Source organism: Olavius algarvensis spirochete endosymbiont, from assembly GCA_900608495.1.
Lineage (GTDB): Bacteria > Spirochaetota > Spirochaetia > DSM-2461 > DSM-2461 > UBA2779.
The window spans coordinates 35459-52746 of the sequence record UWYT01000081.1; the positions used below are offsets into that span (position 1 = coordinate 35459).

The following is a 17288-nucleotide window of genomic DNA, read 5'->3' on the forward strand; positions in this document are numbered from 1 at the left end:
TATGAAAACCAAGGGAACTTTCAAAAAACTAAGGGACGAGATTAACAATATGCTTACCGATATCAATGGTGCCACTGAGCGAAACATCGTGCTTATTGAAAACAAAATTCGTACCATGAGTAGCCTGATCGATCGAGCCAATAAGTTGGAAAACGTTCTGAGAAAGGAGAAGCAAGAAATATCCAGCAATGTTTATACCAAGCTTGGTAGATCCAGACCGCTTAATCTTGTGTTGGAGAATAAGAACAATGAGCTGGATGAGCATGAAGACAATACAGAACAATCAGGCAATCCAAAGTTGAAGACGCTCAGAGCTCCCAACTACGGAAGTGCGGGTTTCCAATCACTATCAACTCAGGAAAAGGTTTTGATTCTTTTTCGTAAAGGCGAAAGTGTAGAACAAATCGCCTCTATTTTGGGTATTAGCCGCGGGGAAACTGAACTAACCATTTCTATTCATGATAAACGGGATTGATGATCTAACAATAAGCTTGAATCTTCTAATCACAGCCTCTTCACGAAGCTTGCCAGCTTCTCTACCTGAGTCTCCACCAGTCCGCGGGCTTCTGCGGATGAAATGAATTTCTTGAATTGGCTAAATCCCAGTGTTTTTGTATTGATACCCTTATCTCTGAGTTTGGAACTAACAACTGCGTATCGATGAAATTCCGGTTGCCTTGCTCGCCCGTCCATTTCAGTTAGCGTTTCCACCAGTGTTTTCAGGGCGATCTGAAGCGATCCTGTCTCCTGGCTGAATTGCCTCCCCGGAATGATTGCCGATTGCTTGTCATCATACTCCATGTTTATATAGCCCGCCCTGGATGCACTGGCTATGAAATCACCCCAGCGTTTGTAACCCAAGGATTTTTCATCAAATCCCTGATTTAGCTTTTTCATTGATATTTTTACATTCCCGGGATCAGTGCCTTTTTTTTCCTTGTGAAGGATGGACGCGGTTTCCGCTAGACGCTCAAACCAGTATTCTTTTGAGTAAGCTGTTGTAATGGCCCGTTTCCCTGTATTCTCGTCAGTCGTATCTTCGAAGGAGTCTTCTTCCTCAGAGGGGAACATATCTCTATAGTCAGTGAAGCTGTCAGCCAATCGCAAAAGATCGTTGCTGGCATTTTTTATATCGCATACGATGTGGGTTATTTTACCAGCTTTTTTTAGATTCATAACAAGCGGCCTGAAATCGCTGTCACCGGTGAGTAATAGAAAGACATCAATGTGGCTTTGGAAGCGTAGAAGATCGAGGCAGTCGTTGGTTAGGTGCATATCGGCACTATTCTTGTCCCTGCGGCGGCCTCTAAATGGTACGTGGATCATGTTGAAATGAAGGGATGCAAGCGAGGGGCCTAGCTGTTTATAGGCCAGCATGCTCCAATCGGCGTAGGCATATGAGCTGACTACACGCCCGAGCCCTTCGGAGTAATCCCATAAACCCTGGATGAAGAGATTTGCGGAACTTGATGGCTTTACGTTTTCCACATCCCAGAAAATAGCGACATTATAGCTCATTAATTATAAGCTTACTGTCAATCTACTTTTACTGCGAGGGCAATTGCCAATCTCAGGGTTAATTTTTAGCTTTTCGCCCGAATTGCGGAGCAAGGGCTCTATGCTTAAGCGTCAATTGTAACTTTGCACGCAAAATGAGAATTTTTTGCAAGTAAAATGAGAAAAACGGGAGCACCACCCACTAAAATCGGCGCCTGTTAGAGACCGGTTTTTAGAGGCCGTCATTCTTTTCTCACCAGAGAACTTTGCTATTTAGCCGGCGGAGTCGGCCAGGTGATATTGCTTGGGAAAGTTGCCTGCTGCGGCACATCTCGCAGCGCTTGGCGATAGGTTTTCCATGCAGTTTTGTTTGTCGACGGATAGTCCGGCAACATTACGCAGTCACTCTTCAGAAGCAGTTCATCCCTCTTCTCTCTTGCTCGTCTTTCCTTCACCGCGCTCGGGATAACCCATCTATTCGACTGCCACACGGCCTCAGAGTCTGGCGGCATCTTAAGTGTGAGAGTTGAATCCAAGCTTTCCCCGAGAGCCAGTTTCCTAAGATTTCCCGTGGACTTTTCCCATGTCGGCGTGTTGGTATAGTCGTCCTTTACTACGTATTTACCGTTCTCCCATAGCGCCCTCTGATTGTCACCTGCGCTTATGAGATTAGCCGCCGCCGCCTCCGCTACAGTCAGTCTTGTGCCTGAGGACGAAAAAAACCGCACATCACATCCTGCATGGATCTGTGCTTCATCCGGGTATTCAATCGAATTATCAGGCTTATCCTGTTCTGCACAGGAGAGGATTCTTGTGACAATGTTGTTACTTGTTACTGCATACATAGCTAGTTCCTTTCATATTCATTCTTGTTTCCATCAAGCTGTTCTTTTCCAAATGCGGAAGGTTCTATTGCGAGGCCTAGTTTCTACATCGTCGGTTTTGGCTGTGGCAGGACTCCTAGACCAGGCGGAATCAAAAGTATATCTACCGCTTGAATTCCCACCGCTTGAATTACCACCGCATACATATCTGTATCGAAAAACCCCCGAGCTGCCATCTCCACTCGATTGATGCTGGACATTGCGAGCCATAATTCCCGTTATTCGCTGCATAGCATCTTCCTGAATACCCGATTCAAATGCGGAAGCCCGGCCACCCGGTGTTCTGAAAAATATCCCCTCAGTTTCGAATTGTGCTTCCCAAGTCCCCGGCAAACCGATTGCCGCCGGAGTTTGACAGTCTGGAAACTGGATGTACGAACTGCCCACCGGGTAAACCATATTCAAGATTTCCGAGAGATGTCTGCCGTCTACGGTATCCGCGTCGAAGCCATGTCCGGCTCCCTGCCTGATGCCGTGCACGGCATGGCTGCTGGTGATTCTTTCGTTTTTGTGGGCTTCCAACTGGGCCGAGGCAGTAGCTATGGGAATCAATATGGGCCGCCGGTTTGTTTCGGTGACCAGGTTTTCCCAGGCTGAAGAGGGGTCTACCCGTATATCCAGTAGGGGCACCTGCCAGTTTAGGAAGGGTGGTTTAAGCGCTGTGACTGCCGTTCCATCGCTGCCCTCCAGAAGCAAGGCTGAACACGAATCCAGAAGCCGCGCGGGCCAGCTGACATTGTTTCCATCGATAACCTGTCCCTCGTTCGCAACCTGGTACCGCAAAGCCAGGGTTACCCATTTGTACTTGCCGGCAGATGGCCGGTTGATGCTACCCATATCAACCGTGAGGGCATTATCCAGTGCGATCCTGTTGCCCTGCCCATCATAAGCCACCCCGGGGCTGATTGTTGCCACAGATGAAGATATGCTCACCGATAGTCCCGAGAGGATGCCCATCCCCGCCACGGTTTTGGCCACGTCCTTGATTCCACCTTCCATGTCGTTTTGCAGCTCGTCGAAGTCCCTTTTCAACGGCACATAATTGAATACGAAGTTTCGTTTATTCACAGTTCTTTCTCCTCAAAGATCACTTCAATTGAGCTCTCGATTAAGAGCTTGAGCCTGTCTTCAATGGCCTTTCGGCTGCCGGCCGAGCAGCATACCACCACATAGACGCCCGAGCCCCGGTATATCCGTCCCCTGCCCACACCCTTACCAGATTCGATAGCGAAGGCGCCATAGGGGAGCAGGCTGACAATCACCGGTGCAACCTGTATCAGATGCCAGTTGAGCCAGGCCGCTCCGCCATTATTCCCTAAATCCTCATAACTAAGCGGCGCAGAAGGGAGGCTGGCGCCCCCCAGAAGAACACGGTATTCGATATCCGCGCCCAGAAACCAATCCAGGAACGCCTCAATGTCGCTCTGCTCATCTGTGGTTAAATCAGCAACATATACAATCACCATAGGAGGAATTCCAATAGGAGTTATCCCGACTTGGCCGAACCCGACTCTAAAGAAATTCTTGGGTGAATCCATCAATCTCCAACGGCCGGGGATGTAGGAATCCAGGAAGGATTTCAGGCCCCCTAGCTTACCTGTGGAGGACAAAGCTTCAGCGGCACTTGTCAGTCTTCGACGGTAGCTCTCATCTGTATCGAAAGGGAAACGAGGGATACCTTTGCTGCTTCCGTGAGCATCGAGATTTCTGGCCAGATAAGCAAAGAACCCCCGTTTTGATTGAGCCATATCATCGGCTGCCTGCTGGGCGATACGGCCGATGATTCGATAAAGGCCTCGTCGCCCCGCCTTGCGAATCCCGGGGGGTGATAACTCCTTCTCTATCCACTCCCAGGTGCTCATGATGACCTCACGGTGATGGAACTGGGAATTACTTTGGAAGTCGGCCCGATCGTGATGTTTTGTGTGGGTTTCTGATACTCCAGGTTGTTAAGCTCAAGGGGGTGAAGCGCCTCCTGGTAGAGCTTCTGCATGACTACCGATTCACCGATTTTTCGAGATTGCAACCAAAGCCTGAGAGTTTGCTCCACCTGGGATTCGCCCGCATCTCCGGAGAATGAGAGTTCGAATTCCCGATTGACCGCTGTGGCAGGTTTAACAAGGATATCCCGAGTTAACAGATAAGAATCGGAAATTGCCTGATAGACGGCATCACAGGTGGAAGATGAAGGGATTCCGGCATCGCCGCCAAGGATGATATCAATAGAACCTGAACCTCGAGGCGTACGGATCACCTTTACATCGTTAACCCCTCGGATAGAGAGAGCCAGCAATTCATACTTACCGGGCCGATTGTCCTCACCCAGGGCATCCCATTTTGCCATTATTCGGCTCTGATAATCGGCATCAGACTCTATATCGCGCCCCGGAGTGCTTATCCAACCTGCAGGCACAAGGATGCTGATGATGCCGTCTATCACGGAGGTGGTGCGGATATCCGTGTTAGGCAGTATGTTATAGAGAGCCCCGGGAAACTCGGCTTCCACAGCGAGATCATTGTTTCCTGCATGGAAGGCTGTGTCCTCAAGGTTTTTAAACCGCAGTTCTCCCGAGCTTACGAACCAAGTACCCTCTCTGATTGTTCCTGAACGGATAGCCTCAATACGCAAGACTCCCAGGGTTTTCCGGGGGCTTTTGCGGATGACTCCCAACTCGCGGCCCCGCAGTTCCAGCATCGAACCAGAGGCCTTCATGTAGGTGAACTGCCCTCCATAGAAATTGATTACATCCTGATAGAGCGGATAGAGAGTCCGAGTGTAAGTCTCCACCAGACCCCGAAGAACGCCTCCCTCTTTGAAGGAGCCAAGCCCGGTCTCCTCTCTGGCAATAGTCAATATGGCGTCCCGGATTTCATCCTTTGATTTATCAATCCACATAGCGGTCCTTTAAGTCAAAATACAGCTCTATGGGTTCCACATCTTCAAAGAGTCGGAACGAGAGCAGATAGCTTCCATCATCCAAGCGTTTTGTTCGGATTGAGTCGAAAAAGACTCGTTCATCACCCAGGGCCGCTGTTCTGAGCAGGGCTTCCACATCGAAGGAATCTGGTCCCTGAAGTGCATCCTCCAGCCCTCGTCCGAAAGAGGGCGCCCAGAAGCAGCTGCCTGGGATGAGCATCACTTCGGTGCGCAGATCTTGAGCCACCAGAGCACCGCCGTTAATCACTTCCAAGTCCCCATCGTCGGTGAAAATCACATCACCGAAGCGGTCCAGGCGGATGTCCGAGCCGAATTTTTTCCAGGTTTCACCCATGTTTTACCGCCGTGTTTTCAAGCTGTGAGAAATCGCCCACATTTTTTCCGGTCAGAGCCGCTGCCAGAGCCCCCTGCAAGGCGGAGGGCGCGCCGTTCCCGGATTCAGTTATTGGACCCTTTCGCAATGCGTCAATCAGGGATGAGAGCACCTCCACGTTCTTGTTCAGGTTGGCGGCTAGCTCGCCTATTTTGATAAGCCCTCCGAAATCAGAGCCATTTAGATGCAGCTCCCCTGATTTGACGGTGATGGAGATAGTGCCGTTGGTAATTAGGAGTTCATCCGGTTTGAAATCCGCCGCATTGTAGAACTCGCCCCAGAGAGCCTGTATGTAAGGATAGGAGGGGTTGTGTTCCACATAAGCCACGATAACCAGGGTGCCCTCCGGCAGGGGCGCATAGACTCCGGCCCCTTGGGAATTGGCCCATATAGGACTTAGCGGCACGTCTTCCAGGATGCATTCGGTTTCTTCCAGACTGCCTGTTTTGAGTATCCGTACCCTGGCCGAGTAGGTGTTTTCGCCTTTTCCGGAATTGAACTTCAGCACCCTTCCAATCTGAGGGCCCTGGCGATGAGGGAGCGCCGCATCCAGCCATCGGGTTACAACCTTCCTGATAGTCAGAAGAGCACCTCCATCAGGGAGTTTTGGGGGGAGATGAAGTAATGCAGGCCAAGTGCTCGCCGCATCTTGCTGCTTACTTCGATGGTATCCCCGTAGCCAAGCGGAAGCGGGAAAGCCTTTAGTGTTTTATCCCTGATTAAAAGGGTGTTTTTACCCCTTTGAAACTCAAATACTGCCTCCCCGGAATCCCGAACAGGCTTCAGGTTAAGCACTCCGAAAGCATCGAAGAAAATATCAAACTCATCATCAGTCCAATCGCTCAGGGAACTGGCAAAAGCCAGAAGATTCTGCCATCCATCGCCCAGGCAATGATAATGCGGCAGCTCCACATCCGGGATTTCCATCTGCCGTTTTCCTATACCGCTTTGATCGGCCAGGTGGTTCAAAACATATGATGCCTTCTCCCTGCGGAAATTGACTGTTGAGGTTTTTAGGGCATGTCCGCATTTATAAGATAGCCCGCCATGAGCCAGGCCAAGAGAGAGGAGGGAACCTGAGAAGATTCGCTTGTTATCCAGGTTTACAAAAACATTCTCACCCAAGTTCACCGGCTGCCTCTCCTCTCCCGAGAGCACTATTTCGCAAAAGGGCAGAGATGCGGCATATTGCTCGATTCGCGTTGAAGAGGGACGCATGGAGTTCCCGCCGATCTTCACGTCCAGATTCAGTTTCCTGATCTTCATCGCGTGCGCTCCAGCAGGATATCGATTTCTTCCTGTGTGCTCAACACCGGAGAAGCGGGGGGATCGAGGGTTTCTGTTTTCACATCTCCCTCCTGCATCTGCTCCTGGATGCGCGCTACTTCGGGGCGATATTCAGTGAACTTCAGTTTCACCTTGATTTCCTGCCTGCCTCCGCCCTGCGAGGAGTCCAGGGATAGGAACAAACAGCCCTGCAGGTTCCACGCCCGCGCTTGGGGGAAATCCAGGGTGTAGATAACCGGCTCGCCAGATTCATCGAACTTCTTGAAGAGCCCGGTGATTTTGGCTAGAGCGTTCTCCTTGCTCAGCTCTCCGTCTATCAGCCGCAGAGCGAAGGAGATCGAGGCATCATCAAAACCGTTAACCTGATACTGCTTGCCCGAGCCTCCCTCCACGGCTTTCGCGTCTACCAGCAGCTTGGAGCCCACAGAGAGGTTTTCGAAGACCCCCGGCACGGCCTGGCCGTTTAAGAAAAGAGATGAGGCATCGGCGATGAGAATCACGCCGCACCCCCAGCCGCTTTGAGCATGCGCACAAAGCTGAAAATATCCTCAGCTTCATCCGATTGCACTGTGAGATTGTCGATATTGACAACAGTCGATCCGCTCCCCGAGGATTCCTTGCCGTTAACCGCTAAACCCAAGGGGCCGGATAGATCCAGGCGCTTTTTCAGGACACCTTGCCGCAAAGTTTCGATTAACGAACCCCCAGATTCAGTCAATCTCGATAGCGGTCCCTTTTTCGCATCAGAGTGGGGTATGTAATCATCCACCCTACTGGCCACCATCAAGCCCGCCTGCTCGGCGGCGGGAAGGGCATCGGTCATTCCTGCTGCCAGGGTGTCTACCACGGCGGCACCGGGATTTCGGCGGCCGCCGAACAAGCCGTCTTCCTTGCCGTCAAAGAGCCCGCCAATCAGAGGGATATTGGCAAGTTTGCCCTTAATCCAGTCGATACCCGCACTGAAGACATTTTTAATGCCTTCCCAGAGGCCCGCAAAGAAATTCTTTATAGCATCCCAGTTCTTGATTATTGCAAGAGGTATTCCAATAAATGGAGCGATAACAACAAGCGCGCCCTGCACCAGTTTGTTGTCTAAAATGCCCACCACCCAGTCGATGGCTGCGCGGAAGATGTTTTTCACACCCTCCCAGAGATTCACGAAGAAGGTTTTTATCTTATCCCAGTGCTTTACAACCAGCACTCCCACCGCTATCAGCGCTCCGATGCCTGCTATTACCGCCAATACCGGCGCCAATGCAGCCCAATTCGCTGCCGCAAAACTCAGTATTGATGGGATAGCCCTTAGGGTTATACTAACTACCCCGCTAATCCCGCGCACTAATCCGCCGAATATCAGAGCCACGGTTCTTGTCGCGCTTAGAACGCCGCCGATTCCGCGAGAGAGTTCTCCAAGTGCCATCAGCGCGGGACCGGCCACAGCTGCGATGTCTAGAATCTTAACGATGTTCTTCTGCTGAGCCGGCTCCAGCTCGGCGAATTTGGCAGAAAGAGCGCCGATTTTATCGATGAAAGGGCCCACTACATTCATGGCGGCCGTAATAGCCGGCGCCAGTCCATCAGCGAGCCTCTGCATCATCACCTCCAGCTTCACGCGCATCAAATCCATGGCGGAACCGTTTGCGTTGATTCCTTCGGTTTGGGCCAGAAATGCCGTTTCGGTGGCACCCGCGGCGCTTGCCATTGCAGCCAGTTTTTCCGGATACACATCAGCCTGACCTCCAGCCAGCGCCAAAGCCATGGTCTGCCCTTCTATGCTTCCCATGAGGCTCTGCAATGACTTGCCGCTTTGCTTAGAGGCGTCCACCACCTCCAGAATTGCTCCATGAAATCCCAACTGTTCGATCAAGGCCTTTCCGGATTCAAAGCCGAGGCTGGCAAGAAGACCGCTCATTTCCCTGGATGGAGCCATAAACGCCTGCATGGCCCCGCGCATCTGCGTGGTAACCTCGGCCGCGCCGCCTGTAACCCCCGTAAGGGTGGCAAGAGTGGCAAAAAGCTCTTCCACTGGAACCTGCATCTCGGCGGCCAGCGGTGTAACTCGGCCAATAGACGCCGCCAGTTCAGGGAATGTCGTCTGTCCCAGGTTCACTGTTTGCAGTGCCAAGTCCGCTACCTTCTGGTTGGCGGTCACAGATACCTCGCCGTAGCCCTTCATAACGGCGGATGAAAGATTGATGGCATCAGTGATTGAGGCCAATCCAGCTGTGGCCGCCTTGGAGTTGATTTCCAAGAGGCTTAAGGTATTTGAAGAATCACCCATGGCGGATATAACCTGATAGAGTCCTTCGCTCATGTCGCTGGTGCTGGTCCGGGTGGCAATCGCCGCATCCTGCACCCCCCGCTTCAGTTCGGCCACCCTTGCCTGAGTAAGCCCCAGGCTCTGCACATTGGCCATACCTCTATTTAGCTCTTCTCCTGCCCTGTAGGCCGCCACGCCCACGTCTGCCAGCGGAGCGGTTACACCGGCAGTCAGTCCGGCTCCCATACGCAGCATGGCGAGTCCGGCCTCATTGAAGCCGGCGCTAACAGTGGAGAGACCCTCCAGTTGTTTCCGGGCGGCCTGGACGTCTCGGGAGAAATCTTCAATGAACGAGACTTTGATTTCACTGTTGAACTCAGCCATCTTTGAAAACCTCTCCTATAGCTCGAACCATCACGTCCACTTCCAAATCCCTCACGTAAACGGCCTCATCCAATAGACTTCCTATCCGGGAGATGGGCTCATGTGCGGCATCAATCCCCAGAAAGCGCCTGATAAAAAGCAGCTGCCGGACAATGGGACTTACAGGCTCTGAAACGGTCTCATCTCCAGAACCTTCCCGTACAAAGGGTTGATGTACTCGGTCATAAAGGTGGAAACGGCAATGTTGTGCGCCCCTACAATGTCCAGAATGGGCTTGCCTCCCTCCGTGGATACCACCAGCGCCTTCATCAGCCAGCGGTTGGCTTCGATTGCATCACGAACCTGCATCTCCGAGTAAGCCTGGAGCTCCGCTCCTGTCGGCTCCCGGTAGGTGAAGCATAGATCCACGGCCTCACCCGCGCGATCGGCAAAGGAGTATTCGGCTAAGAACAGCTCTCCCTGGCGCCGCTCCTTGCCTGCCTTGATAATCGCATCACGCACGTTATTCTTCACCATGTTCAAACCTCCTTCTCATGGTCGCCAGAGTCATCGAGTTAATGCCGGTATCCCGTTAGAGAGGATCGGCTTGGTCAATACGCCCTCGAACGACCGCTTAAGCATCTTGTCGCCCTTGCTGTTGCCCTTGCTTCGCTTGGTCCATTTCACCTCCAGGACATCAGTAATCAAGGACTGTCCCGAAGCGGGATGGCCGTAGGTAACCGTTACCGGGGTGGGCGACATGTTGTAGAAACCGCCGGATGCCGCGGCCGTCTCTTCGAAGCGATGGGCGTCCGAGAAAGCCATCTCGGTTTTACATGTCCCCGAATACTCTCCGGGAACATAGCCCGCGGGCATGCCCGACATATCGGTTACCACTTCGCCGCCGTCCTCATCGTCGTACTCAATGGATTCCAGCAGCGTAGCCAGCCCGAAGGGAAAGGTTACCTTTATGTGCACATAGGCATATCGTTGACCGTTGACTGTTCCTTCCATCATTTACCTCCTTGGATTCTCAAATTGGATGGTGGCCCGAATCTCATCCATCTGCCCCCGGGGCACGATGATGATTTCTTCGCTAATTCTCTTAGTTGCCAGAATATTCTGACTCTCAGGGAGCATGATCCTGCCGGAGGAAATCTCCTTGTCCCGGATCATCACATCAAGCGCCTGTTCCCCGGCGGCTATCACCTGAGAGAGCTCCGGCACCCGTCCATCGGAAAGCACATCGAAGCCCTGCTTCAAATAGGGGAACTGCGCATCCCGCACCATCCGGCAGGCCTTGTTCATCACCTCAATCCGCACTGAAGTATCAAAATCGCTAGTCGCTTCAGTCATCAAATCACTGCCGGCAACATACACGCCCTTCTTGCCGTCGTAATACCGGCAGACGGCATATCCGGCATCCGAGAGCTTCTTGATATGAGCTGGACTAACTTCGTAAAGCAAGCCTTCCACACCCGGCAGATTACCCAGACGGGTCCATCCCGGGGAGGTAGCAACACCATTCTGGAATATCCGGCCGATAAGCTTCCCATGAGCGTTCCGCTCAGCCTGATAGCCCTCGATATCCACTACATCTATCCAGGAGGCGCATACCATCAGCCGTTTGCTCACTACCGAGCCCCGCTCAGTGCCGGTAAGTGCGGTGATATAGGCATCGGTACTCTCCTCAGCTCCCCGGTTTCGAAGCCCCGCCGAACCCCAGGTCCATTGGTGTTTTTGGGTGAGGGTTTTCAGTCTCAGGGCAAAAGCGGCCCAGAAGGCCGCCGCCGTGACTCCGGCCACCGCAATATGCCTATAGATGACGCTTTGCTTAGTCAGATCGTCCACTCCCGCCAGAAGTTCCCCATTTGTAGCCGCCGGAGCAGTGGTGTCAAAAGTAAAACGATCTCCTTTAGCAAAGGACAGCTGATTCGCGTCAGGCGTCCCGGACGTGAAGGTTAGAGTAATGCCGGTGCCCTCAATCAGATAAGCGCCGCTTGTGGGTACGGTAGTCACCTCCCCCCAAATCCCGTTTTTACTCACCTGAAAAGTAGCGGCATTCAGACCGCCGCTAGAGATGATGGATACCTTGATTCTGTAGCGGTTCGCCGGACTTCCCGCGGCCGCAAGGCCGCCTACTCCGACGTTGGAAGCGCCGACATTCACCGAACCAATGGTTCCTACTGTGCTGCCGGGAAGCACCCTGGCATAGCACGGTACGACTATCTGGCTGTACACTCCCTCCAGAAAATCCCTTAAAGGACCATCGCCCACCTTCGCTTTCACATCATCAAACGAGGAAAGCAAAGCCACGGTGCTTCGTGCCACGGAGCCCACCCCCACAACGCCCAGCACATCGGCGCCAGAGGCCACACGGCCCAGCCCGCCATCTTTTACCCTGATATCTACATCGCCTAAAATGCCCATTAAAACCTCCTTTAACCCGCTCTAGCGCCTAAAAAATCCGTCAGAGCTTTCTCGAACTCCCCCAAGGCAACCTCTTTCCCATCCTTCCAGCCTTGAGCTTCCATCACTCCGGCCAATACTGCAAAATCGATATTCATTCGCCTTGAAAGCGCATGAATATCTTGCAAGAGCTCCTTTCCTGTACCGACAGTCCCGTCTTTGACGTCCATCTTCTCATTGGTCTTTTTCATATTTGCCTCCTCATCACCTCTATGCCGTCCACCGATTCGGCAGGCATCCCAGCCGGATCCACATCCACGGCAAATTCCACCAGCACCGCCGCCTCATAACGGGGATTCATCCGGCTCTCATAATCCGAGTACTCATCCCTCACCGGTTCGATGTCTCCCTGTATCCCTTCATACTCCCAAAAAAACGGGAGCATTCCTATAAAACGGCTCACAAGTTCACCAGCCTGTTTCTCATCTCTACCGATAATCTTCATCAACACCGGCATCACCCTCCTGGTGCGCATCTGCCGATATATGGCGCCTTTCTCTGTCTCCAGGCGGATTTCTTTGTGGTCGCTCACTTCAAATCGCCCGGGGTTGGTGATTAGAGACGCAATAGGCAGATTCACCCGCCTGATAATGAGTACCTGCTCCTCCCGGGCATCCTGGGCAATCTTCTTTTCCGGAATCCCCACTTTCACCAGGGTGTCCCTTAGAACTTTTTTCACCGCCCCAATCATGTGAAGAGCCTCCGGACTTCCAGGGTTCTCATAAACCTCTTTGACCACTCTTTTCGATGTCCCAGATAGCGTCTGCGGGGAATCTTCACGCTCCTGCCTCTTCCGGCACTGCCTCCCTCCTGGTGGATGCGGGCATAAACCAGATGGGAACCCGCCAGCACGCTGCTTCCTTCCACCTTGCACTTCACGCTGCGCATCAGCCTCCCTGTATGCCGCAACGTAGAGCGGCCCCTATGGCCCTCCGAAGCCGAAGCTCGCCAGGCAGATCCATCAGCCGGATCTCTTTGCGACCCGAATGCCTCCCGGGAAAGCTTGATTAGTTCCACACCGGCCATAGCGCCGAGCTCCGCTATCTGCCTCGGAGTGAGCTTCGAGAAAAGTCCGATGGCCGATTCGAAATCCCTGGTTTCTACGGAGAAGCTATAGCCTGCCATCCCAATAATCCCTTAAGTTCATCTTCCTCATGCTACTCACTCGAAATCCGGCCCGGGGAGTTGTCGTCTCTCCTTCCCCATCATCGGGTAAGGAAATACGGTATTTTCCAACTTTGAATATCTTGATAATCACAGGCCCATACTCCCGGCTACCTTCCTCTGAAAACGCTGCAGCTCCCCAGGATTCTCGCACCAGTGTTTCGGACAGTCCTTCCATCCAACAATGGCCTTATGGGTGGTGATATCTCGATATGGATTTAGATGATGTTCTTCGCAGATACTGCCTGCCAGCTCGCAGGCGGCAAACAGCGTCGCATAGGTAAAGGCCCCTTCGGACCTTGGATGGCACATCTCAATCCCAATCGTGCAGTAATTCGGATTGCCGTCTGTAAGATAACTGCGGGTATATACCGTGTAGCTCTTGGAACCCACATGCCAGGCAGCCTCACTCGTGGGGATGCACTCAATCACCTCTCCGTCTATGCCCACAATATAGTGGGCGCTGCCATAGCCCTGCTTGCCGTCCTTGCGACTCTCGAAAAAATTCCGGTTCGTCTCGGCGCTGCTGCCGGCATTCCCCACCCAGTGCATTACTATGGTTTTCACCTCGTGCAGTAATTTGCCGGAGCGGCTATAGGGATTGATGCTTAAATGGTGCTGCTCAATCTTCATCCTGATCTTCAGGGTATCTGCACCACTTTCAAATAGTCTGTTAAAATATTTTAATAATTTGGGACCTCCCGGCACCAGTTTCCTGGCCATCCTGGCGGAGGGGGAATGGGTGGTATATATTGTGGGTGCTATGCGCGTTTAAATGCTGTTTAAATTCTATCTTCTGCGAAAAAAAGTGTTTTAGTACATCTGGCGAAAATGAATCCCATTAGGAGGCCTTATGTTGAGAAGAAACCTGGTTTCTTTACAGGCCGAGTAATTGTTTTTTCTTCGCTTGGAATTCTTCATCTGTTAGTATGTTCTTGTTATGGAGATCTGCCAATTTCTCAATCTGCGCTGCCACATCTTCAGTACCCCTTCCTGTGGAGACATTGTTTATAGTAGCATTTTTCATTGCTTCTATGGCTTTGTTTGTAGCGTCAACAAATGGTTTCAGAGTGTCTTTGCGTACATTCTTTGTGCGAATTCTTCTTGCTCCGTCCCAAATGGCTATTTCTCCAAGCATCAAACCACGCTTCTGTGAGATGGAATTGATTTTATCCAGCGAGATTTCTAATTGTTCAAGACCATATAACAAGCCCTTATCAAGGAATATAACCCTTTTGTTTGTACATACAATCAACCATGTATTACCTTCAATAAGACCAGATGTGAGATAGCAAATAATCTCGTTATCTTGGAGAACTTCAGGGAGATGCTTTATCTCCTTATCCAGTCCCAAATTTATCAAGATCCTCACCCCAATTTTGTATCATTTCATAGACTTCTTCTATTGTAGGCACAAGCTCCCCCTCCCTCACAAACTTTTGTAATATCTCCATCTTCCATGAAGCATGGATAATTCCTTTTTCACATATATGCCGAATATGATTTCAATAGACAAATTCAATCTAACTCCATAGGCCAAGAACACTGTGTCGGCCCCAACATAATAATGCCTTTAGATACACTGCTCATTGTCCATATCTCACAAGGATGATCTCCCTGGTGTCTTTAAGCTATTCCGAATCTATAGAAGCCGCAAAAATCCCATCCTTATTCCTATCCCACAAAACAGAATAACCCCACAACCTCCCATCCTTCCCCCTCGCGCATTTCCATCTCACGCCCGCTGCCATCATCATAAGCCAGCCTCGGCTTTCCATCTTTCCCCAGATAATATCGCTTCAATGTATACTCACCCTCATGCCGAAACAAATAAATCTTCCCATTTATCAAGTCTTGTTCCTTTCGCATCACCACAATCGCATCATCCGGGATGCCAGCCTCCGTCATACTGCTGCCCCTCACGCGTACTGCAAAATACTCGTCCGGATGCCCTTGCAGCCGGGATAGGAAAACAGAAAAACTCTCACCTGCATCGAAGCTTTCCAAAGGCTTTCCCGCAGCCACACTCTCATAGAGCGGCAGGGCAATGCGAGGGCCGTACTCCTCCTCGGGCTCCGATACTTCATCCGAGCGAGAAGGAAGCTTTTGTCCCTCTTCTCTCTGTTCATCTAGCTGGGATAGAGCAAATCCTTCTACCTTGGTTGTGCGTCGAAAATCCAATTGGTTAATAGTGTCGCACAAAGAACAGCCTCGATTGTCCTTCTTCTCCTCTTTGATGCGCTGGTAATCCTTATATAAATTGTACACATCCGGTAAGGACTTGCGAAAATCATCACCTGTCTGATGCCTTTCATTCTGCTGCGCATCACTCCGAAACATTGAACCCTCACCGGTTAAGAGCCACGTGGCATCGATTCGAAATTGTTGAACAACGCCAACAATCAACGTTCGTGAGAGTTGTTTTCTACCATTTTCGATATCACTTACCACCCCTTGTACAGTGCCCAATAATCCGGCAAACTCTTTTTGAGTTTTCTTCAAAGCCATCCTAACTTTTTTAAATCGACTCGCAACCAAAAAAATCTCCATAAAAACTCTATTAGGGTTGACAATATCTCTTATAGAGTTTACCATGATAAGCATTAGGAAACTTGCTTCCTGCTCAAAACAAAAAAGCAGGGGCTTTTCTCAACTGTAGCCCCACGGGAGATACGTAGATGAGTCTAGCGCAGAAAACAATCTCTGACCAGAGGACGCTTGTCAGGCGCGATATTAAAACCGCCATCAAAATCATAGCCCTTATGGGCCGCAGAGGCTTAAGCCAGACATCGCTGGCGGCCAAGTACGGCGTACAAATGGAAGCCATCAACCGCACCATCTGGGGAGTGCGCAAGGGAAAACGCCTCCGTGCCTGCATCGCCTGCGAACTGGGATATGGAAGCTGGGAAGAACTCAAAAAAACCTCAGTGATGCTCTGAGCGGCAGGGAGGGATAAATGCTAAAGGAATCAGAAAAAACTCCCAATCAGGAATCACCCGGGGGAAACTCGCGAGCAGACGGCAGCATCATAAATATCCCAATCATCAAGCTTAGAAAACATCCCGACAACGTCAGGTTTTTTCACGACATCGAAGGTGAAGAGTGGGACTGCTTCAAGGCCGATATAGCCAAACACGGTATCCTCCAGCCTCTCCTGGCAGCGGGAAACGGAGATGAAGGCTACACGGTTCTTTCCGGCCACCAGCGGCTGCGAGTCGCCAGGGCTCTCCAGTGGCACACCGTCCCCTGCATCATTTGGAAGGGCAATGAAAACCACAAGGACATTCTCTTCAGTACGAATCTAGGCCGCCAGCTTACTCTATTAGAGCGCTATCGCCTAACAATGCACCTTCTGGACAAAGAGGAAGATGGGCGAAAGGAAAATGGCCAGGAAAAGGACAAGAATGGTCGATTTTTTAGCGCTTCCACCGATTCTGTCCAAAATGGACAGAATCAGAAAAGCCCCCGCGACCGTGCCGCCGCCATGGTTCCCGGAGTCACTCACCACGACGTCACTCTCTTCCGCCGCATCAGGGAGCTTCCCCAGCCCGTGCAGCAGGAGCTCTTTAAGTTCGTGGAGAAGGAGAACCCCAACAAGCGTCAGCTCAAAGAGAAGGTGAACGCCCTTAATGCCGAGAAGAGGCGGCTGAAAGCCGAACTCCGGCATGAGAAGAAAATCAAGCAGACCAAGAGGGAGATGGAACAGATGCGAGATTATCTGGATGCCCAGCCCGACCCCCAGGAGCGCTACGAGGCCAGGATGTTCGATGAGATTGACCGCGCCATCAACCGAGCCTGCATCGAAGTATCCACCCTGGTGGCTCAGGTGTTTGCTCACGGTCCGGTGCGGGAGCGTACCGCCCGACGGCTGGAGCCGGGCGTCATGGCCCTAGCTCAAATCCTGAAGGAGCAGCGGGCCTTCCTCCTGGAAAGCTGGGGCAAATATCGCAGCCAGACAAACGACAGCATCAACGCCCTGGAGGAGGAACTCATATGACGCGAGCCGAGGGGCGCGCCTACCAGAGGCAAAACATTCTGCAGGATATAGCTCGC

At 51.7% G+C, this 17288-nt stretch carries 23 protein-coding genes; 3 read left to right on the top strand and 20 right to left on the bottom strand.

Annotated elements, in window-relative coordinates; genetic code table 11:
* The first annotated feature begins 1 nt into the window (after nt 1).
* Nucleotides 2-475, top strand: coding sequence for a hypothetical protein (locus tag S1OALGB6SA_RS01725; RefSeq protein WP_124032345.1), 474 nt, complete (start codon nt 2-4; stop codon nt 473-475).
* 29 nt (nt 476-504) lie between these two features.
* Here S1OALGB6SA_RS01725 and S1OALGB6SA_RS01730 read toward each other — a convergent pair whose 3' ends face one another.
* From S1OALGB6SA_RS01730 to S1OALGB6SA_RS01820, 20 genes are all read right to left on the bottom strand, one after another.
* The gene (locus S1OALGB6SA_RS01730) at nt 505-1518 is read right to left on the bottom strand and encodes an NYN domain-containing protein (protein ID WP_124032346.1); all 1014 of its coding nucleotides are present in this window, start codon (nt 1516-1518) and stop codon (nt 505-507) included.
* A 248-nt stretch (nt 1519-1766) separates the two neighbouring features.
* The gene (locus tag S1OALGB6SA_RS01735; RefSeq protein WP_124032347.1) at nt 1767-2342 is read right to left on the bottom strand and encodes a tail fiber assembly protein; all 576 of its coding nucleotides are present in this window, start codon (nt 2340-2342) and stop codon (nt 1767-1769) included.
* 33 nt (nt 2343-2375) lie between these two features.
* Entirely contained in the window at nt 2376-3449 is a 1074-nt protein-coding gene (locus S1OALGB6SA_RS01740) for a hypothetical protein (protein ID WP_124032348.1), read from the bottom strand.
* Nucleotides 3446-4243 (bottom strand): hypothetical protein, encoded by a 798-nt coding sequence (locus S1OALGB6SA_RS01745; protein WP_124032349.1) that lies wholly within the window; start codon nt 4241-4243, stop codon nt 3446-3448. The genes S1OALGB6SA_RS01740 and S1OALGB6SA_RS01745 overlap by 4 nt, the downstream gene beginning before the upstream one ends.
* Nucleotides 4240-5277: a baseplate J/gp47 family protein gene (locus S1OALGB6SA_RS01750; protein ID WP_124032350.1), complete on the bottom strand. Its 1038-nt coding sequence runs from the start codon at nt 5275-5277 to the stop codon at nt 4240-4242. Before S1OALGB6SA_RS01750 ends, S1OALGB6SA_RS01745 begins: the two co-directional genes overlap by 4 nt.
* Nucleotides 5267-5653: a hypothetical protein gene (locus tag S1OALGB6SA_RS01755; RefSeq protein WP_124032351.1), complete on the bottom strand. Its 387-nt coding sequence runs from the start codon at nt 5651-5653 to the stop codon at nt 5267-5269. The genes S1OALGB6SA_RS01750 and S1OALGB6SA_RS01755 overlap by 11 nt, the downstream gene beginning before the upstream one ends.
* Complete coding sequence (locus S1OALGB6SA_RS01760; protein WP_124032352.1) at nt 5646-6200, bottom strand: hypothetical protein; 555 nt, start codon at nt 6198-6200, stop codon at nt 5646-5648. The genes S1OALGB6SA_RS01755 and S1OALGB6SA_RS01760 overlap by 8 nt, the downstream gene beginning before the upstream one ends.
* A 71-nt stretch (nt 6201-6271) precedes the next feature.
* Nucleotides 6272-6958 (bottom strand): hypothetical protein, encoded by a 687-nt coding sequence (locus tag S1OALGB6SA_RS01765; RefSeq protein ID WP_124032353.1) that lies wholly within the window; start codon nt 6956-6958, stop codon nt 6272-6274.
* On the bottom strand, nt 6955-7479 hold the full coding sequence (locus S1OALGB6SA_RS01770; protein ID WP_124032354.1) for a hypothetical protein: 525 nt from the start codon (nt 7477-7479) through the stop codon (nt 6955-6957). The genes S1OALGB6SA_RS01765 and S1OALGB6SA_RS01770 overlap by 4 nt, the downstream gene beginning before the upstream one ends.
* On the bottom strand, nt 7476-9623 hold the full coding sequence (locus S1OALGB6SA_RS01775) for a phage tail tape measure protein (RefSeq protein ID WP_124032355.1): 2148 nt from the start codon (nt 9621-9623) through the stop codon (nt 7476-7478). The genes S1OALGB6SA_RS01770 and S1OALGB6SA_RS01775 overlap by 4 nt, the downstream gene beginning before the upstream one ends.
* A gap of 159 nt (nt 9624-9782) precedes the next feature.
* Entirely contained in the window at nt 9783-10139 is a 357-nt protein-coding gene (locus tag S1OALGB6SA_RS01780) for a hypothetical protein (protein WP_124032356.1), read from the bottom strand.
* A gap of 30 nt (nt 10140-10169) precedes the next feature.
* Entirely contained in the window at nt 10170-10619 is a 450-nt protein-coding gene (locus S1OALGB6SA_RS01785; RefSeq protein WP_124032357.1) for a hypothetical protein, read from the bottom strand.
* Complete coding sequence (locus S1OALGB6SA_RS01790; RefSeq protein ID WP_124032358.1) at nt 10620-12032, bottom strand: DUF2586 family protein; 1413 nt, start codon at nt 12030-12032, stop codon at nt 10620-10622.
* 11 nt (nt 12033-12043) lie between these two features.
* Complete coding sequence (locus tag S1OALGB6SA_RS01795) at nt 12044-12262, bottom strand: hypothetical protein (RefSeq protein ID WP_124032359.1); 219 nt, start codon at nt 12260-12262, stop codon at nt 12044-12046.
* Nucleotides 12259-12750, bottom strand: coding sequence for a hypothetical protein (locus S1OALGB6SA_RS01800; RefSeq protein ID WP_124032360.1), 492 nt, complete (start codon nt 12748-12750; stop codon nt 12259-12261). Before S1OALGB6SA_RS01800 ends, S1OALGB6SA_RS01795 begins: the two co-directional genes overlap by 4 nt.
* Before the next feature lie 8 nt (nt 12751-12758).
* Nucleotides 12759-13196 carry a phage virion morphogenesis protein gene (locus S1OALGB6SA_RS01805; protein WP_124032361.1) on the bottom strand — a complete coding sequence of 146 codons (438 nt, stop codon included), beginning with the start codon at nt 13194-13196 and terminating at the stop codon, nt 12759-12761.
* A complete protein-coding gene (locus S1OALGB6SA_RS10020) occupies nt 13183-13329 on the bottom strand; it encodes a hypothetical protein (RefSeq protein WP_195910237.1) in 147 nt (48 codons plus the stop codon). Before S1OALGB6SA_RS10020 ends, S1OALGB6SA_RS01805 begins: the two co-directional genes overlap by 14 nt.
* A complete protein-coding gene (locus tag S1OALGB6SA_RS01810; RefSeq protein ID WP_195910238.1) occupies nt 13326-13868 on the bottom strand; it encodes a peptidoglycan recognition protein family protein in 543 nt (180 codons plus the stop codon). The genes S1OALGB6SA_RS10020 and S1OALGB6SA_RS01810 overlap by 4 nt, the downstream gene beginning before the upstream one ends.
* 244 nt (nt 13869-14112) lie before the next feature.
* Nucleotides 14113-14607, bottom strand: a complete 495-nt coding sequence (locus tag S1OALGB6SA_RS01815; RefSeq protein WP_230204359.1) for a PH domain-containing protein — start codon at nt 14605-14607, stop codon at nt 14113-14115.
* A gap of 302 nt (nt 14608-14909) precedes the next feature.
* Nucleotides 14910-15830, bottom strand: coding sequence for a helix-turn-helix domain-containing protein (locus tag S1OALGB6SA_RS01820; protein WP_195910239.1), 921 nt, complete (start codon nt 15828-15830; stop codon nt 14910-14912).
* A gap of 83 nt (nt 15831-15913) precedes the next feature.
* On the opposite strand from S1OALGB6SA_RS01820, the gene S1OALGB6SA_RS01825 reads away from it, so the two are divergent.
* Both S1OALGB6SA_RS01825 and S1OALGB6SA_RS01830 read left to right on the top strand, forming a co-directional pair.
* On the top strand, nt 15914-16174 hold the full coding sequence (locus tag S1OALGB6SA_RS01825; RefSeq protein ID WP_124032364.1) for a helix-turn-helix domain-containing protein: 261 nt from the start codon (nt 15914-15916) through the stop codon (nt 16172-16174).
* 17 nt (nt 16175-16191) lie between these two features.
* Nucleotides 16192-17232: a ParB/RepB/Spo0J family partition protein gene (locus S1OALGB6SA_RS01830; RefSeq protein ID WP_124032365.1), complete on the top strand. Its 1041-nt coding sequence runs from the start codon at nt 16192-16194 to the stop codon at nt 17230-17232.
* Nucleotides 17233-17288: the final 56 nt, after the last annotated feature.

Excerpts from the sequence above, each read along its gene's own strand:
- S1OALGB6SA_RS01785 (WP_124032357.1), bottom strand. The coding sequence starts at position 10,619 with ATGATGGAAGGAACAGTCAACGGTCAACGATATGCCTATGTGCACATA.
- S1OALGB6SA_RS01745 (WP_124032349.1), bottom strand. The coding sequence starts at position 4,243 with ATGAGCACCTGGGAGTGGATAGAGAAGGAGTTATCACCCCCCGGGATT.
- S1OALGB6SA_RS01830 (WP_124032365.1), top strand. The coding sequence starts at position 16,192 with ATGCTAAAGGAATCAGAAAAAACTCCCAATCAGGAATCACCCGGGGGA.
- S1OALGB6SA_RS01775 (WP_124032355.1), bottom strand. The coding sequence starts at position 9,623 with ATGGCTGAGTTCAACAGTGAAATCAAAGTCTCGTTCATTGAAGATTTC.
- S1OALGB6SA_RS01805 (WP_124032361.1), bottom strand. The coding sequence starts at position 13,196 with ATGGCAGGCTATAGCTTCTCCGTAGAAACCAGGGATTTCGAATCGGCC.
- S1OALGB6SA_RS01735 (WP_124032347.1), bottom strand. The coding sequence starts at position 2,342 with ATGTATGCAGTAACAAGTAACAACATTGTCACAAGAATCCTCTCCTGT.
- S1OALGB6SA_RS01730 (WP_124032346.1), bottom strand. The coding sequence starts at position 1,518 with ATGAGCTATAATGTCGCTATTTTCTGGGATGTGGAAAACGTAAAGCCA.
- S1OALGB6SA_RS01790 (WP_124032358.1), bottom strand. The coding sequence starts at position 12,032 with ATGGGCATTTTAGGCGATGTAGATATCAGGGTAAAAGATGGCGGGCTG.
- S1OALGB6SA_RS01750 (WP_124032350.1), bottom strand. The coding sequence starts at position 5,277 with ATGTGGATTGATAAATCAAAGGATGAAATCCGGGACGCCATATTGACT.
- S1OALGB6SA_RS01825 (WP_124032364.1), top strand. The coding sequence starts at position 15,914 with ATGAGTCTAGCGCAGAAAACAATCTCTGACCAGAGGACGCTTGTCAGG.
- S1OALGB6SA_RS01780 (WP_124032356.1), bottom strand. The coding sequence starts at position 10,139 with ATGGTGAAGAATAACGTGCGTGATGCGATTATCAAGGCAGGCAAGGAG.
- S1OALGB6SA_RS01810 (WP_195910238.1), bottom strand. The coding sequence starts at position 13,868 with ATGAAGATTGAGCAGCACCATTTAAGCATCAATCCCTATAGCCGCTCC.
- S1OALGB6SA_RS01765 (WP_124032353.1), bottom strand. The coding sequence starts at position 6,958 with ATGAAGATCAGGAAACTGAATCTGGACGTGAAGATCGGCGGGAACTCC.
- S1OALGB6SA_RS01820 (WP_195910239.1), bottom strand. The coding sequence starts at position 15,830 with ATGGTAAACTCTATAAGAGATATTGTCAACCCTAATAGAGTTTTTATG.
- S1OALGB6SA_RS01795 (WP_124032359.1), bottom strand. The coding sequence starts at position 12,262 with ATGAAAAAGACCAATGAGAAGATGGACGTCAAAGACGGGACTGTCGGT.
- S1OALGB6SA_RS01755 (WP_124032351.1), bottom strand. The coding sequence starts at position 5,653 with ATGGGTGAAACCTGGAAAAAATTCGGCTCGGACATCCGCCTGGACCGC.
- S1OALGB6SA_RS01725 (WP_124032345.1), top strand. The coding sequence starts at position 2 with ATGAAAACCAAGGGAACTTTCAAAAAACTAAGGGACGAGATTAACAAT.